This is a genomic window from Flavobacterium sp. PL02 (assembly GCF_035013205.1).
GTDB lineage: Bacteria > Bacteroidota > Bacteroidia > Flavobacteriales > Flavobacteriaceae > Flavobacterium.
Genome location: NZ_JAYGJP010000009.1, coordinates 35,724 through 52,627, shown reverse-complemented (window position 1 = coordinate 52,627; position 16,904 = coordinate 35,724). Strand labels below are relative to the sequence as shown.

Genomic DNA, 16,904 nt, shown 5'->3' with positions numbered 1-16,904 from the left:
TTTTTGCCTATGAAAAAAATATTACTCTTAGTGGCTTTGCTTGTAATTGGATCAATTCAGGCACAAGAAAAAATAAGCTCAAAAACAAAGAAATTTAAAATTCCGATAATTAGATATTCTGAATTTCCAGCTCTTGATAATGTATTAACGCAAACGGCTTTTTATCAAATGGATAAATCGCTGCAGGAAGAAGAATCTAATTTAAAGAAGGATTTTTTTAATATTGATGGATTTATAAAAGATCCTGTAAACGGAAAACTTAAGCTTTATTTAACCTTTGCGATGCCCAGATATACAGACACTCAAATAGATAGTGTGTATGATAAGGAAAAAAATCGTTGGACTTATAATGCGCACTCTAATTATATAAATAATGTAAAATTGGATGTTAAGCTTGGCGATAAAATTATATTGACTAAGGATTTTGGAGGTTCAGATTCTTATTCGGTAAGTGTGGGAAATAGTATGGGTGCTTTGAAAGTTGTAGCCTCAGAACAGGATAAAAAAGTAAAGACAGCTGTAAAGAACTCAGATTACAGTGATGTAGGGCTTGGATTTGATAATGTTGTTTACAAAGCGGCAATAAGAATTCAGGATTTTTTAAATTATAAATTTGGATATTCAACTAGTGTAGTAAAGGAAAAATTTGAGTTTGTAACTTCAAAAGGACATTCAGAATACGCACAAATGCTTGCTTTCGAGACAGAAATTACAGCTCAGCTGGAGAAAGTAACTCTTGAGAAAGGTTTAGACGAGAAATTACTAACGCCACATTTGCAGTATTTAGAAAGTCTGTTGGTAAAATACCCACTTTCTCCGGCAAATGAAGATATTCGTTTTATTGTCACCAACAATTTGGCTGAAACTTATTTTTTACTTGAGAATAAAGAAAAAGCCCTGAAATATGCTAATTTATTAATTGAAAATGATAAACAAGATTCGAGAGGATCTACAATTATCGAAAGAGTTAATAATGGTTATTTTGCAGATAAAAAAATAAGAAGCCATACACCTCGTTTTGCAGAGCTTAAAAAATTAGGTTTAAAAATTGCCGAAGAAAAAGAAGAGTTGAGATTAGCTTTTTTTGAAAAAATCGACCGTCAGGAAGCTGATTGGAATATCGAAAAAGAAAATAGAGCGGCAGCCTTAGAAAAAAGTAAAATTCAACGAGAAAATATGCTTGATTCTATTGCATATCAATCTAATCCAGATTTGTTAGCGAAGATTATCGCTAATCTTGGTGGAAGCAATATTCTGAAAAAAGTAGAGAAAACACATTTGGTGTCTAAGTTAACTTTAGAAGAAAGTAATATACCTCACACCGAAGAAAGATGGGCGACAACGACAAATTATCTTTTGAAAAAGAAAATGCCGGAAACCTATTATGAAATCGTAAATGGACCAGAAGCATGGAGTCATAGTGATCGCGAAAGCGGAGTGGAAGCCAAATGGGCAAAATTACCAATTTACAAGTATAGTAATCTTTCTGCAAATTTGGACCCTGTGAATTTCTTAACTGCTTTTAGACTTGATTTATGGAATAAACTGGAGCTATTGCAAGATGAAATGGTTGACGGAAAATGGTGTTATCACTTTAATTATTTCGAAAAAACATTGAACACAAGTAATAGAACCATTCCTAAAACAGATTATCATCTTTTTATTGATAAAGAAGATTTTTCGATTGTTGCAACGGAAAGAACAGAATTTGATGATGGAAATAAAAGTTTTTTTGAGCGAAAGCTTTTCAAAGATTATCGCCCTATAACAGCTTTAAATTCAGGAAAAATTCCGCATAAAATCAATTATGAAATTGAAGATTTTTACGGAGATACTTCCTATCAGGAAAACCGCGAAAAAGTGGAAGTAAATGCCGTTTTTGGTAATAGAATTTTTATGAAAGAAGTTTATTTCGGAAGTTTTAAATAAAGATTAATACTATTAATGACGACCGTCTTTTTTGCTAATAAAAGACTGTTATATTTTCACTTTTGTAGACACTAAGAAATATTTTCTTGAAGATTGAATCCTTAGGGTTTTCAGTTTTTGAGAAAATATTTCTGTTTAAATCAATAACTATTTTTTGATAAATGCGGAATTATAAATGTATTAACAAATTTAATTAGTGAATTGGTGGCTAAAAAAATCAAAATTCCTTACTTTCGCACTTCGATTTAAGAAAAGGATAAAATGAGCACAAAATTTACTGAATACAAAGGACTTGACTTGCCTACTGTAGCGTCTGAAGTACTTGACTTTTGGAAGAAAGAAAATATATTTGAAAAGAGTGTAACTACTCGCGAAGGTGCAGTGCCTTACGTATTTTTCGAAGGTCCTCCTTCGGCAAATGGATTACCAGGAATTCACCACGTGATGGCACGTGCGATTAAAGATATTTTTTGCAGATATAAAACTCAAAAAGGTTTTCAGGTAAAAAGAAAAGCTGGCTGGGATACTCACGGATTGCCTGTTGAGTTAGGTACCGAAAAAGAACTAGGAATTACAAAAGAAGATATTGGTAAAACAATTTCTATCGAAGAATATAACGAAGCGTGTAAAAAAACCGTAATGCGTTATACCGACGTATGGAATGACTTAACCGAAAAAATGGGATATTGGGTAGATATGGAAGATCCATATGTAACTTATAAACCAAAATATATGGAGTCTGTTTGGTGGCTTTTGAAACAAATTTACGATAAAGGTTTGTTGTACAAAGGATATACTATTCAGCCTTATTCTCCAAAAGCAGGAACAGGATTGTCTTCTCACGAAGTAAATCAGCCTGGAGCTTATAGAGATGTTACAGATACTACAATTGTAGCACAATTTAAAACATTGCCAGAAACATTGCCTTCGTTTTTACAAGGTTTTGGAGATATCCACATCTTGGCCTGGACGACAACTCCATGGACATTACCATCGAATACAGCTTTAACAGTTGGTCCAAGAATTGACTACGTTTTGGTAAAAACTTTCAATCAATATACTTTTGAGCCTGTAAATGTTGTTTTGGCTAAAAATTTAGTTGGAAAACAATTCGGAAAAGGATTTTTTGCAAGCGAAGATGATGCCGATTTCGGCAATGTAAAAGAAGGTGACAAAAAACTTCCGTATAAAATTTTAGCGGAAGCGAAAGGAGCTGATTTGGTTGAGATTCGTTACGAACAATTATTACCATATGTATTGCCATATCAAAATGCTGAAAATGCATTTAGAGTAATAGCAGGAGATTTTGTTACTACTGAAGACGGAACGGGTATTGTACATACCGCTCCAACTTTTGGTGCTGATGATGCTAAAGTAGCAAAAGAGGCTAAGCCTGAAGTACCGCCAATGTTGGTTCTTGACGAAACCGGAACTGCAGTTCCTTTGGTGGATTTACAAGGAAAATTCACTTCGCATTTAGGTGAACTTGCTGGTAAATACGTAAAAAACGAATATTATGATGCAGGTCAGGCGCCAGAGCGTTCTGTAGATGTTGAAATTGCTATTCGATTAAAAGAAGAAAATAAAGCCTTTAAGGTAGAGAAATATGTCCACAGTTATCCACATAGCTGGAGAACTGATGAGCCGTTATTATATTATCCACTAGATTCTTGGTTCATTAAAGTAACCGATGTAAAAGATAGAATGTTCGACCTGAACGAAACTATCAATTGGAAGCCTAAGTCTACTGGTGAAGGACGTTTTGGAAATTGGCTTAAAAATGCCAATGACTGGAACTTATCTCGTTCTAGATATTGGGGTATTCCGTTGCCAATTTGGAGAACTGAAGATAAAAAAGAAGAAATTCTTATTGGTTCTGTTGAAGAATTGTACAATGCGATTGAGAAATCTATCGAAGCAGGTTTTCAAAAAGAAAATCCGTTTAAAGGATTTGAAATCGGAAATATGTCTGAATCTAATTATGATTTAATCGATTTGCATAAAAATGTAGTCGATCAAATAACTTTAGTTTCGGCTTCAGGCCAGCCAATGAAACGTGAAAGCGATTTAATTGATGTTTGGTTTGATTCAGGGGCAATGCCTTACGCACAATGGCATTATCCTTTTGAGAATAAAGATAAAATTGACGAGAATAAAGATTTTCCAGCTGATTTTATTGCTGAAGGTGTCGATCAGACTCGTGGATGGTTTTATACGCTTCACGCAATCGGAACTTTAGTTTTTGATAAAGTAGCTTATAAAAATGTGGTTTCAAATGGTTTGGTTTTAGACAAAAATGGAATAAAAATGTCTAAGAGTAAAGGAAATACAATTGATCCTTTTAAAACCATTGCAGAATACGGTCCTGATGCCACACGTTGGTATATGATTATGAATGCAAATCCTTGGGATAATTTAAAATTTGACCTTGAGGGAATTGCTGAGGTTCGTCGTAAATTCTTCGGAACATTATATAACACCTATTCATTCTTTTCGTTGTATGCAAACATCGATGGGTTTAAATATGCTGAAGCAGAAATTCCGATAAACGAAAGACCAGAAATTGATCAGTGGATTATTTCTGAATTAAATACACTTATCAAAGAAGTTGATGGCTTTTATGCCGATTATGAGCCAACAAGAGCTGCTCGTGCAATTTCAGACTTTGTACAAGAGAATTTAAGCAATTGGTATGTTCGTTTATGTCGTCGTCGTTTTTGGAAAGGAGAGTACGCGCATGATAAAATAGCAGCATATCAAACACTTTATACTTGTTTGTTAACTATAAGTAAACTAAGTGCTCCAATTGCTCCATTTTTTATGGATAAGCTTTACAGAGACTTAACAACTTCAACACAGTCAGAAAATTATGACAGTGTACATTTGGCAGAGTTTCCAAAATACGTTGAAAACTTTGTTAATAAAACGTTAGAAAGCAAAATGCAGAAAGCGCAGACTATCTCATCACTTGTTTTATCACTTCGTAAGAAGGAAATGATTAAGGTACGTCAACCGTTGCAAAAGGTAATGATTCCAGTACTTGACGATAATCAACGTAGTGAAATTGAGGCAGTTTCAGAGCTTGTAAAAGCAGAAGTTAACGTGAAAGAAATCGTTCTTTTAGATGATGCTTCGGGTATTTTGGTAAAACAAATTAAGCCTAATTTTAAAGTATTAGGACCTCGATTTGGTAAAGATATGGGCTTGATTTCCAAAGAGATACAGTCTTTTACGGCGCAGCAAATCAGTCAGTTAGACAAGGAAGGTTCGTTAGATATTGTTATTGCAGGAAATAATGTAACTTTATCATTAGAAGATGTCGAAATTACATCACAAGATATCGAAGGTTGGTTGGTTGCAAATTCAAACGGAATAACAGTTGCGCTTGATATTACGATCACGGAAGAGCTGAAAAATGAGGGTATCGCAAGAGAATTGGTTAATAGAATTCAAAACATCCGTAAAGATTCTGGATTTGAAGTAACTGATAAGATAAAAGTACAGATAAAGAGAAGCGGTATATTAGAAACTGCAATTCTTAAAAATGAAGACTATATTAAGTCTGAAACATTAACAGATAGTTTGGTTTTCTTAGACGAATTAGAAAGCGGCATAGAAATTGAATTTGATGATATAAAAACAATGATATTAATTTCAAAATAATATAAAAATGGTAGATGAAATTACAAGATACTCTGACGCTGATTTAGCTGAATTCAAAGAGATCATTTTGGGTAAAATACAAAAAGCGCAAGCAGATTTAGACTTGATTAAAAGTGCTTACATGAATGACTTAAATAACGGTACAGATGATACGTCTCCAACATTTAAAGCATTTGAAGAAGGAAGCGAAACTATGTCCAAAGAAGCAAACTCACAGTTAGCTATCAGACAAGAAAAGTTTATTCGAGATTTAAAGAATGCGTTATTTCGTGTAGAAAATAAAACATACGGAGTGTGCAAAGTAACAGGAAAGTTAATCGGAAAAGAAAGATTAAAGATTGTTCCTCATGCTACAATGAGTATTGAAGCAAAAAACTTGCAACGATAGTTTTTTAAATAAATAATAAAGCGCTCCTATTTAAGGGGCGTTTTTTTTGCATCAAAATGAAGAGAAGTAATTTAAGTGTAAAAAAGGAAGTAGTTAAATTAAAACTGTCTTTGTGCAAGACAGTTTTAATTAAGAAAGTAATGCTGTTACGCTAGATTTTTTTCCAAATCAGTTTTGTATTTTCTTAAAACAGCTCTTGTCATTCCTAAGTTGGCTTTTGTAGAGTCTGCGACTAGATAAACCATGAATTTATTATTTGGTGAAATATCAATAATGTGAATTTGATTGGTAAGCGTAATTAAGATATCCTCGATGTCTTGTTTTAAATTTAAGGCCTTTACAGCGCTTAATTTAGCTTTAACTACTTCAAGGTTATATGCAGAAGCTAATTCGGGATCAAATGCCGAATCTATGCTTAAATTACCATAACTAAGCCCTGTTTCAATCTCGGTTACAGCTACAGCTATAAAACCATTCACATTTGTTTTCATTTCAGTTAGAAAAACATTTAAAAAGTCGTTGCTCATAATTTTTGGGGATTTATTGGTTATTAATTATTTTAAAAGACTGTTTTTGTTAAGCTGATTGGCTAGTTCATCGATATTGCGCAGAAATAATCCGAGATTGCTACCATCATTAGAGAAAACGATGATGCTATGAGAATTGTTTATTTTGTTCATTACAGCGACTCCATTGGTGGTTTTAAGGTATAATTGTTTAAGTAGTCCTTTGTCTAAGTCATTAAGGAATTTGTCGCTCATAGATAGGATTGCGTCGCTCATTGCGGCAACACTGTCACTATATTCTAAGTGTAAAGAGGTAATCAATTTTCCTTTTGTACCCGATATAAGTGCCGATGTTGATTTGGTCTGAATTAAAAACTCATTTAGCATGGAAGTGATTTCATTCATTGTGTGGAGATTTGGGGAGTTGTTAAAAAATAATTGATTAAGCTAATTTAATTAAAAAATCATAGCTTTATCATGTATTATCTCGTTAATTTATTTAAAAAATATAAAATTTTTGCGTATTATTGTAAGAAAGGAATGGAGGATTAAGTAAGTATTAATTTAAGATAAAACGTTATGGCTAAAGTGTTGAAGTTTAAAGATGTGAAGTCGGATGTTGATAGTAGAATAAAGGAATTTGATAAAATAAGGGTTAAATTGAATGTTGCCAAAGCAAAAAAGGCACAGGGGAATATTGTTAAGACTACAGATGGGAAAAAAGAAGCTAAAGGATTGTTCAATTCAATCTCAAGTTTTTTTTCTGAAGGATCTAAGCCAGTTAGAAATAACGGAAAATAATAATGAAACATTTTGTTACGAAATAATTAACGCTCCTAAGGGGGCGTTTTTTTTGATTTAATTGTTACTTTTGCGCCAATAAAAAATTATAAAATGTCACTACGAAAAGCGTATTTACTTATTTTCATTATTTTACTTATTGATCAGCTTTCTAAAATTTATATAAAAACCAACTTCGTTTTAAGTGAAGAAGTGGAGGTTTTTAAGTGGTTTAAGATTCTTTTTATTGAGAATGAAGGAATGGCTTGGGGAACAAAAATTCCAGGAGAATACGGGAAATTGATTTTAACCGTTTTTAGGATTTTTGCTGTTTTTGGTATTGGGTACTGGTTATATGACTCTATTAAAAAACAAAGCTCAACATATTTAGTTGTTGCTATTGCTTTAATTTTGGCTGGAGCTGCAGGAAATATTATAGACTCTGTTTTTTATGGTGTAATATTCGATGATAGTTATAACAACTTAGCAACACTATTTGCTCCAGAACATTATGGAACATGGTTTCATGGTAAAGTAGTAGATATGTTGTATTTTCCTATTTGGGAAGGAAATCTACCAACTTGGTTGCCAATATGGGGTGGACAACAATTTAAATTTTTTAATGCAATTTTTAATTTTGCCGATATGGCAATTTCTACAGGTGTTGGTATTTTAATTGTTTTTAATAAAAAAGCATTTAATAAGCACTAATTAATTTTACTTTATAGAATTTTAGTTTTTTGCAACCGAATAGTTCTCGGGATGTTTTATTTTTACAGTTCGAAAAAATTAAAAAATGCAAAGACCTTCCTTCTCTATATATGATGCATCCGCAGGTTCAGGAAAGACATATACCCTAGTTAAGGAATATCTTAAAATTATACTTTCGGCTCCTAAAAATGATGCGTATCGCAATATTCTTGCAATAACTTTTACAAATAAGGCAGTTCATGAGATGAAAAGCCGAATTGTAGGTAGCTTATCTGAGTTTGCCAAAGAAGAGCCTTCCGCGAAAGCGATAGATTTAATGGAGGATTTGGCGAGGGAAACTGGCCTTTCAATCATTGAATTAAAAACAAAATCACAAAATATCATTAAGCATATTATTCATAATTATGCTGCTTTTGATATTTCTACAATCGATAAATTTACCCATAAGGTTATTCGTGCTTTTGCGCATGATTTAAATTTACCTATGACTTTTGAGGTAACTCTGGATACAGAAAATTTACTCATAGAGGCAGTCGATGCAATTATTGCACAAGCGGGACAAGATGAAACTTTGACCAAGTTGCTGATTGATTTTACGATGGAGAAAACCGACGATGATAAAAGTTGGGATGTTTCTCGTGAAATTCTTGAAACAGGAAGGTTAATCTTAAATGAAAACAATCGAAATGAGATTACTCATTTTCATGATAAGTCAATTGGGGAGTTTGTCGAAATAAAAAATAAGCTAAAGGATTTGTGTAAAAATCTTGAGGAAGAAAATGCTGTTTTTGCGACTGAAGCTCTTTTGTTAATTGAGAAAAACGGAATCGATTTAAAATCTTTTTCAAGAGGAACATTTCCGAATCATCTAGAAAGTATTCGAGATGGGAAGTTTAATCCCAAGAATAAAACATTTCATGAGTTTGATGATATTGCAATTAATAAAACGGCCAAAGACAAAGCCGTAATAGAAAATATTATTCCAGAATTACTTCAAATTCTGGATAAGATCTATAAAAATTTCGAAAAGAGAGATTTCTACAAAGCGTTTCTTAAAAATATTACGCCATTGTCATTGCTGAATACAGTAAGCAATGAGTTAGAAAAGATTCAGAATGAACAAAATGTCTTGTCTATTTCGGAGTTCAATGCAATTATTCATCGCGAAATCCAAAATCAACCTGCGCCTTTTATTTATGAACGTTTAGGAGAAAAATACCGTCATTTTTTTATTGATGAGTTTCAGGATACTTCCGAAATGCAATGGCAGAATTTAATTCCGCTAATCGATAATGCCCTTTCTGGGCAAGATGATTATGGAGTAAAAGGAACTTTGATGATTGTGGGAGATCCGAAACAATCTATTTATCGTTGGAGAGGGGGAAAAGCGGAGCAGTTTATTGAATTAAGTAAGGATTTAAATCCGTTTAATAATCCAGATAAGAAAATAACACATTTAGATACTAATTACAGAAGCTATAGTGAGGTTATTGAATTCAATAATGGCTTTTTTAAATTAATCTCTTCAGAGTTTGAAAATGCAGATTATAAAGATTTATATGAGAATCATAGTTATCAAAAGACAAATGCAAAGAAAGGCGGTTATGTAAATATTTCGTTTCTTCCGGTTATTGATAAAAATGAACAAATTGATGAAGATGCTGCTCTGGAGAAAACTGATTTGTATGTTTTAGCAACTTTAAATACAATTCAGAAAGTACTGCGTGAAGGGTTTGAGTATAAAGATATTGTTATTTTGACTCGTAAAAGAGATCAGGGTATCGCTGTAGCAAATTATCTTACGGAGCAAAATATTCCGTTATTATCATCAGAAACATTGATGATTCAGAATGCAACCGAAGTTCGATTGATTATTCATTTATTAAAGTATTTGAATAACAATGCTGACTTAGAAGCTAAAGCTAATTTTTTACATTTCTTAACTAAGAATATTGAGATTAAAAGGCCTGTTCATGACTTTATAGCCGAAGGAATGGCTGAGAGAAATGAAGCTGCTTTTGAAAAATGGTTAGAGCAATTTGATATTTCGCTTTCGTTTGAAAATATTCGAAAGAAATCACTTTATGAAGCCGTTGAAACTATCGTTTCTAAATTTGTGCGTCTGGAATATAATAATGCCTATGTGCAATATTTTCTTGATATAGTTTTGGAGCGCGACATTAGGAATCAAGCAGGTATTTCGGATTTCTTAAGTTATTGGGATAAGAATGCGGGAAAATTTAGTATTCCGTCTCCTGAGGGGAATAATGCTGTTCGTATAATGACAATTCATAAATCAAAAGGATTAGAGTTTCCAGTGGTAATTATGCCTTTTGCAGAAGAAGATTATAGTCGAAAACCAAAAGATAAGTTATGGTTAAATGCGGAGGAGTCAGACTTTGGATTGCCAAAAGTGTTAATAGATAATAGTAGTGCGGTAGCTGGTTTTGGAGAAGATGCCGCTGTTGTTTTTAATTCAAAAAAACAAGAAGAGCTACTAGATAATGTAAATGTTTTATATGTTGCCTTGACTCGTGCTGAGGAGCAATTATATGTTATTTCTCAGGAAATAAAGCCTAGAAAAGATGGAGAATTCCCAGGTAATATGGCATCTTTTTTTATAAAGTATTTGATTAATCTTGGGGTTTATGATGAGAGTAAATTGGAATATGAATTTGGAGATTCAGTAAAATTATCTTCGGGAGATAAACATTCTTCGTTCACCAAGACGATTCCGTTAGTTTCGGAAGTTTTAAATCCAAAAAATATTAAAATTGCGCAACGTGAAGCATTAATGTGGGGAACGCATCAGCAAGAAGCTATATCTTATGGGAATGTGATTCATGAAATCTTAGCGTTTGTAAAATATAAATCAGATGTTGATTTGGCGATTGTAAAAGCATTAGAAGATGGGTTAATTGTATTTGAGCAAAAAGAGATAGTTTTAAATACGATTAAGGAAATTGTAAATCATTCAGAAATCAGTATTTGTTTTGAGGAAGGTAATAGGGTTTTAAATGAGGAAACAATAATCCAGAAAGCAGGAAAGACATTGAAGCCTGATAGGGTAGTTATTACTCCAAAAGGAGAAGCTTATCTTTTGGATTATAAAACAGGTTTGAGTAATCCAAAATACATACAACAGTTACAAGAATATCAGGATGCTATTGAAAATATGGGTTTCAAAGTGTTAAAAAAAGCATTGGTGTATATAGGAACCGATATCGTTGTAGTAAATTTGTGAAAAAATTAATCAGACGTTAAAGAAAAAAATCAGGATAACTTGTTAAAATTTAACATATTAAATAAATAAAAATGTACGGAAAAATTAAAGAGCATTTGCAGAATGAATTGCAAACTATTGAAGAAAACGGAATTTTTAAAAAAGAACGAATAATAACTTCTGCTCAAGATGCTGAAATAACAATTTCTACAGGAGAGAAGGTTTTGAATTTTTGTGCCAATAATTATTTAGGATTGTCTTCGCATCCAGAAGTGGTTCAAGCTGCAAAAGACGCTATGGATACACATGGTTTCGGAATGTCATCTGTACGTTTTATATGTGGTACGCAAGATATTCATAAAACATTAGAGAAAAAGATTGCTGATTTTTACGGAACAGAAGATACAATTTTGTACGCAGCAGCTTTTGATGCTAATGGTGGTGTTTTTGAACCTTTATTAGGAGAGAACGATGCGATTATTTCAGATAGTTTAAATCATGCTTCTATTATAGATGGAGTTCGTTTGTGTAAAGCAGCTCGTTATCGCTATGAAAATAGTAATATGGAAGACTTGGAGCAACAGCTAATAAAAGCGAATGCTGCGGGAACCCGTTTTAAATTAATTGTTACTGATGGAGTGTTCTCTATGGATGGACTTGTAGCTCCATTGGATAAAATATGTGACTTAGCAGATAAATATGATGCTATGGTTATGGTTGATGAGTGTCATGCTGCTGGATTTATTGGAGCAACAGGAAAAGGAACTCTAGAGGCAAAAGGAGTAATGGGTAGGGTTGATATTATTACAGGAACACTTGGCAAAGCTTTAGGTGGAGCTATGGGAGGCTATACAACTGCTAAAAAAGAGATTGTAGAATTGTTACGCCAAAGATCAAGACCTTATTTGTTTTCAAACTCATTAGCGCCTGCAATTGTTGGAGCTTCGATTAAAGTATTTGAGCTTTTAGAAAAAGATACTGTATTAAGAGATAGATTAGAGTGGAATACAAATTATTTTAAAGAAGGTTTAAAGAAAGCAGGCTTTGATATAATAGATGGAGATTCGGCTATCGTTCCAGTTATGTTATATGATGCAAAATTATCGCAAAATATGGCAAATGAGCTTCTAAAGGAAGGGATTTATGTAATTGGGTTCTTTTTTCCAGTAGTTCCTAAAGAAAAAGCAAGGATAAGAGTACAGTTATCTGCAGCTCATACGAAAGACCATTTAGACAGAGCCTTAGCGGCTTTTGTTAAAGTAGGTAAAATGTTAAAAGTTGTATAATTCCCACTTTTTACACTTCTTATTGCTTTTTTTTAACATTTCATTTTGTAGTTAAAAATTTACGCATTACTTTTGTCTATAATTAACTAAATTGTAATTAAATAAATTAAGTATGAAACATCTTAACAAACTTTTAGTTGCTGTGATGATGGCGATGGGTTTAACTTCTCACGCACAAGACAGTAACAATCCATGGGCGATCTCTTTTGGAGTTAATGCCGTTGACACTAGAACCAGTTCTGGTGCAGGGAGCGGTTTCTTTGATCAACACTTTTCTCAGCCATTCGCAGTGAAAGACAACTGGAATATTCTTCCTTCTGTATCTTATATTAGTGTATCTAGATACGTTGGTAGTAATTTTTCTGTAGGATTGCAAGGTTCTGTGAACAAAATTGATAAATTAGTTACTTTTAATCCAACTGCTCCAGGTCATGATTCAAGAGGAAATGTTGTAAGTAACCCTGGTGATTTGATGTATTATGGAATTGATGCTACTATTAGATATAGCTTCCAAGAATTAATCAAATCTAAAGTAATCGATCCTTCGTTAACTGTAGGTGGAGGTTATACTTTCTTCGGAGATAGTAGTTTTGGTACAGTTAATCCAGGTGCTGGAGTAACTTTTTGGTTTACTGAATCTATTGGTCTTGAGCTTGCTACAAAATACAAATGGGCTGTTTCTCCTAACGAAACTAAAGCTACTGACAGATCTGTTTTCCAACACACTGCTGGTATCGTTTTCAAATTCGGAGGTAAAGATACTGACGGAGACGGAATCTACGATAAAGATGATGCTTGTCCAGATGTTGCTGGTTTAAAACAATTCAATGGATGTCCTGATACTGACGGAGACGGAATCGTTGACGCAAGTGATGCTTGTCCTACTGAATTTGGTTTAGCTGCTTTAAACGGTTGTCCTGATAGAGACGGAGACGGTGTTGCTGATAAAGATGACGCTTGTCCAGACGTATTTGGTTTAGCTGCTTTAAAAGGTTGTCCAGATGCTGACGGTGATGGTATTGCTGATAAAGATGACAAATGTCCTACTGTAGCAGGTCCTAAAGAAAACGGTGGATGTCCTTGGCCAGACGCTGATAAAGATGGTGTACTTGACAAAGATGATGATTGTCCTACTGTAGCTGGTCCAGCTAGTAACAGAGGTTGTCCAGAAGTAACTACTGCTGTATTAGATGATCTTAAAGTTCAAGCTAGAGCGGTATTCTTTGACACTGGAAAAGCTACTTTCAAAAAAGGTGATGCTCAAACTCCAGTTAGATTAGATGCTATCAAAGAAATCCTTAAAGATTATCCAAATGCTAAATTCAGCATTGAAGGACACACAGATAGTACAGGTTCTGCAAAAATTAACGATAAATTATCTCAAGAAAGAGCTGATGCTGTAATGAATGCATTAATCGCAAGAGGTGTTAATCCAGCAAACTTAACTGCTAAAGGATTCGGTTCATCTCAACCAGTAGCAAGTAACAAAACTGCTAAAGGAAGAGCTGAAAACAGAAGAACTGAAATTAGACACGTAGGTTCTAAATATGAAGGTAAATTGTAATTTACTTTTCTAAATAATTTTAAAAAGCCATTCTTAATTGAATGGCTTTTTTTATTTTTATACAATGACAGAGACTTACTTTTTAGATAAGATTGCAAAGGTTATTATTGAAAACTATTCGGGTAAATTAGCCGAAACTACAATTGTGTTGCCGAATAAAAGAGCTAAAATTTTTCTTATTGAAGCTTTAAAAAAACAAATTACCAGTACAGTTATTAGCCCAAAAATAATTAGTATAGAAGACTTTATCCAAGATATAGCTTCTGTGCGTTCAATTGATTCGATTGAATTGTTGTTTGAGTTTTATGAAGTTTACCTATCTGTTACAGAGAAACAGAATCAGCAGTCTTTTGAACTGTTTGCGAACTGGGCAAAAACACTATTACAAGATTTTAACGAGATTGACAGGTATCTACTAGACCCTTCTCATGTTCTTTCTTATCTTAAAGACATTGAGGATATCAAAAAGTGGGGAATTGAGGTTGAAAACAAAACACAATTATTAGAGAATTATATAGATTTCTGGAAACTGCTACCTAATTATTATGAATCGCTGTATACTCATTTGTTGAATAAACAAATCGGATATCAAGGATTGATTTATAGAGAGGCTGTTAATAATATAAATCACTTTACAAATTCAGTTCCGGGGAAACATTTTGTTTTTGCAGGATTTAATGCTTTAAATGCTGCGGAAGAAAAAATTATTCAACATTTAATTGCTTCAGATCAGGCTAAGATATATTGGGATATTGACAGAGTATTCTTGAATGATCCATATCATGATGCAGGGTTGTTTGTGCGACGTTTTAAACAAGACTGGAAACATTATAAAGCAAATGATTTTGAGTGGATATTTGATGATTTTTCTCAATCTAAAAACATACAAGTTATTGGAACGCCAAAAACAATTGGGCAAGCTAAAATAACAGGTAGTATAATTGAAGAAATAATTACAAATAATCCAGGTTCTTCGCTAGATAAAGTTGCTGTAGTATTAGGAGATGAAAATTTATTGATTCCACTTTTATATGCTTTGCCGTCTACAGTTGGTGCTTTAAATATTACGATGGGTTATTCTAGTAAAAATAATCCAACTCAAATTTTAATTGCAAAGTTGTTTAAAATGCATACTAATGCATTGTCTAGAAATGGTGCATCTTATGTTTTTTATTATAAAGATGTTTTGGATATATTAACTCATCCATTAGTTGAACCTTTTGCAAATGTAAAAGAGTTGGTGAAAAAGATAAATCAGAATAATTATACTTTTATTACTCATTCTAAAATCATTGAACTTAATGAAAATCCATCGGATTTATTTTTATTACTTTTTCAGAAATGGGATTCAGGTTCTGTAGCTGTTTTAAATAATATTTCTACTCTCTTACTTGTAATAAAAGAGAATTTAAGTAATGATAATGAAGAAGATAAAATAGCTAAGACATTTGTTTTTGCCATTTTTAAAGTAATCAATAAATTAATTAACTATTACTCTCAACATGGACATATCGATAAGATAGAAACGCTGTATGCTATTTATAAGCAGGTTATTGATGTTGCTGAAGTTTCATTTGAAGGAGAGCCTTTAAATGGTTTACAGATAATGGGAGTTTTAGAGAGCCGTGTTTTAGATTTTGATACCGTTATTGTCACTTCTATGAACGAAGGAAAATTTCCGGCAGGAAAATCTATGAATTCGTTCATTCCTTATGATGTAAAACGCGAATTAGGTTTGCCAACTTTTAAAGAAAAAGATGCTATCTATACGTTTCATTTTTATCATTTATTGCAACGTGCTAAAAATATTTATTTACTATATAACACAGAGAGTGAAGGGCTTGATGCGGGAGAAAGAAGTCGTTTTATAACACAATTAGAGGTCGAAAAAAAGTCGAAACATAATTTAACTCAGGAAATTTATAATGCAGTTTTGCCTGAAACAGCTTATCAGCCAATGGTTATTCCGAAATCTGAAGCTGTAATGACACGATTGAAGGAAATAGCTACTACAGGATTCTCACCATCGGCATTAACGAGTTATATTCGAAACCCAATTCAATTTTATTTTCAAAAGATATTGCGAATTCGTGAGGTTGAAGAAGTTGAAGAGAATATTGCTTTAAATACGTTAGGAACTATTATTCACGAAACGCTGAAGGCGCTTTACGAGCCTTTTATTGGAAAGTTTATTTCAGAAAGTGATATTGCTAATTGTTTCAAGTTATTAGATGCTGAAGTATTGAAACAGTTTAAGGTAGTTTATAAAGAAGGAGAGATTAAAAAAGGACGTAACCTTTTGGCTTTTGAAGTTGCTAAGCGTAATGTTTCTAATTTCTTAAAAGTTGAGCTTGATAGTATTAAAGATGGTGATGCGATTAAGATTTTGGCAATCGAAGAAACTTTTGAAAGAACATTAACGCATCCAAGTTTACCTTTTCCTGTTTTGATAAAAGGAAATGTTGATAGAATTGAACAACGTAACGGAATACTTAGAATTATTGATTATAAAACTGGTAAGGTCGAAAAAGCAAATGTTGTTCTTAAGAATTGGGACGGACTTACAGCAGATATAAAAAACGACAAAATTATTCAGGTTTTGGCATATGCTTTTATGTACGAGAATAATGCCAAAGGATTGCCTATTGAAGCAGGAATCATTTCTTTTAAGAATTTAAAATCAGGGTTTTTACCTTTTGGCTTTAAAGAAGAAAAGGATGTTAATATGATTATTAACAATGAAATAATGCATAGTTATTTGGAGCAAATCGTGTTGCTGCTCAATGAGATATTGGATATAACAATTCCTTTTGAAGAGAAAATATTATGAGAATAATTAAGAAGTTAGGGAATG

11 protein-coding genes are annotated in these 16,904 nt (G+C 32.8%); 9 read left to right on the top strand and 2 right to left on the bottom strand.

From position 1 onward, the window contains the following. The first annotated feature begins 9 nt into the window (after window positions 1-9). The 3 genes from SHI72_RS19670 to SHI72_RS19660 all read left to right on the top strand — a co-directional run bounded on the left by SHI72_RS19670 (window position 10) and on the right by SHI72_RS19660 (window position 5,980). On the top strand, window positions 10-1,929 hold the full coding sequence (locus tag SHI72_RS19670) for a hypothetical protein (RefSeq protein ID WP_323491130.1): 1,920 nt from the start codon (window positions 10-12) through the stop codon (window positions 1,927-1,929). A 261-nt stretch (window positions 1,930-2,190) separates the two neighbouring features. Then, window positions 2,191-5,592, top strand: coding sequence for an isoleucine--tRNA ligase (ileS, locus tag SHI72_RS19665; RefSeq protein WP_323491129.1), 3,402 nt, complete (start codon window positions 2,191-2,193; stop codon window positions 5,590-5,592). 7 nt (window positions 5,593-5,599) lie between these two features. Next, window positions 5,600-5,980, top strand: a complete 381-nt coding sequence (locus SHI72_RS19660) for a TraR/DksA family transcriptional regulator (protein ID WP_082001802.1) — start codon at window positions 5,600-5,602, stop codon at window positions 5,978-5,980. A gap of 146 nt (window positions 5,981-6,126) precedes the next feature. On the opposite strand, the gene SHI72_RS19655 is transcribed toward SHI72_RS19660, so the two are convergent. Further along, window positions 6,127-6,507 (bottom strand): hypothetical protein, encoded by a 381-nt coding sequence (locus SHI72_RS19655; protein ID WP_039113140.1) that lies wholly within the window; start codon window positions 6,505-6,507, stop codon window positions 6,127-6,129. 27 nt (window positions 6,508-6,534) lie between these two features. Next, the gene (locus SHI72_RS19650) at window positions 6,535-6,891 is read right to left on the bottom strand and encodes a roadblock/LC7 domain-containing protein (protein WP_323491128.1); all 357 of its coding nucleotides are present in this window, start codon (window positions 6,889-6,891) and stop codon (window positions 6,535-6,537) included. A gap of 174 nt (window positions 6,892-7,065) precedes the next feature. On the opposite strand from SHI72_RS19650, the gene SHI72_RS19645 reads away from it, so the two are divergent. The 6 genes from SHI72_RS19645 to SHI72_RS19620 all read left to right on the top strand — a co-directional run bounded on the left by SHI72_RS19645 (window position 7,066) and on the right by SHI72_RS19620 (window position 16,880). Continuing rightward, on the top strand, window positions 7,066-7,287 hold the full coding sequence (locus tag SHI72_RS19645; RefSeq protein ID WP_039113138.1) for a hypothetical protein: 222 nt from the start codon (window positions 7,066-7,068) through the stop codon (window positions 7,285-7,287). Window positions 7,288-7,380: 93 nt separating this feature from the next. Continuing rightward, window positions 7,381-7,977 (top strand): lipoprotein signal peptidase, encoded by a 597-nt coding sequence (locus SHI72_RS19640; protein WP_039113137.1) that lies wholly within the window; start codon window positions 7,381-7,383, stop codon window positions 7,975-7,977. Window positions 7,978-8,062: 85 nt separating this feature from the next. After that, window positions 8,063-11,221 (top strand): UvrD-helicase domain-containing protein, encoded by a 3,159-nt coding sequence (locus tag SHI72_RS19635; RefSeq protein WP_323491127.1) that lies wholly within the window; start codon window positions 8,063-8,065, stop codon window positions 11,219-11,221. A 71-nt stretch (window positions 11,222-11,292) separates the two neighbouring features. After that, on the top strand, window positions 11,293-12,486 hold the full coding sequence (gene kbl / locus SHI72_RS19630; RefSeq protein ID WP_039113135.1) for a glycine C-acetyltransferase: 1,194 nt from the start codon (window positions 11,293-11,295) through the stop codon (window positions 12,484-12,486). 112 nt (window positions 12,487-12,598) lie between these two features. After that, window positions 12,599-14,050 (top strand): OmpA family protein, encoded by a 1,452-nt coding sequence (locus SHI72_RS19625; RefSeq protein WP_323491126.1) that lies wholly within the window; start codon window positions 12,599-12,601, stop codon window positions 14,048-14,050. Window positions 14,051-14,114: 64 nt separating this feature from the next. Then, on the top strand, window positions 14,115-16,880 hold the full coding sequence (locus SHI72_RS19620) for a PD-(D/E)XK nuclease family protein (protein ID WP_323491125.1): 2,766 nt from the start codon (window positions 14,115-14,117) through the stop codon (window positions 16,878-16,880). Window positions 16,881-16,904 lie beyond the last annotated feature (24 nt).

Excerpts from the sequence above, each read along its gene's own strand:
- SHI72_RS19670 (WP_323491130.1), top strand. The coding sequence starts at position 10 with ATGAAAAAAATATTACTCTTAGTGGCTTTGCTTGTAATTGGATCAATT.
- ileS (WP_323491129.1), top strand. The coding sequence starts at position 2,191 with ATGAGCACAAAATTTACTGAATACAAAGGACTTGACTTGCCTACTGTA.
- SHI72_RS19660 (WP_082001802.1), top strand. The coding sequence starts at position 5,600 with ATGGTAGATGAAATTACAAGATACTCTGACGCTGATTTAGCTGAATTC.
- SHI72_RS19655 (WP_039113140.1), bottom strand. The coding sequence starts at position 6,507 with ATGAGCAACGACTTTTTAAATGTTTTTCTAACTGAAATGAAAACAAAT.
- SHI72_RS19650 (WP_323491128.1), bottom strand. The coding sequence starts at position 6,891 with ATGAATGAAATCACTTCCATGCTAAATGAGTTTTTAATTCAGACCAAA.
- SHI72_RS19645 (WP_039113138.1), top strand. The coding sequence starts at position 7,066 with ATGGCTAAAGTGTTGAAGTTTAAAGATGTGAAGTCGGATGTTGATAGT.
- SHI72_RS19640 (WP_039113137.1), top strand. The coding sequence starts at position 7,381 with ATGTCACTACGAAAAGCGTATTTACTTATTTTCATTATTTTACTTATT.
- SHI72_RS19635 (WP_323491127.1), top strand. The coding sequence starts at position 8,063 with ATGCAAAGACCTTCCTTCTCTATATATGATGCATCCGCAGGTTCAGGA.
- kbl (WP_039113135.1), top strand. The coding sequence starts at position 11,293 with ATGTACGGAAAAATTAAAGAGCATTTGCAGAATGAATTGCAAACTATT.
- SHI72_RS19625 (WP_323491126.1), top strand. The coding sequence starts at position 12,599 with ATGAAACATCTTAACAAACTTTTAGTTGCTGTGATGATGGCGATGGGT.
- SHI72_RS19620 (WP_323491125.1), top strand. The coding sequence starts at position 14,115 with ATGACAGAGACTTACTTTTTAGATAAGATTGCAAAGGTTATTATTGAA.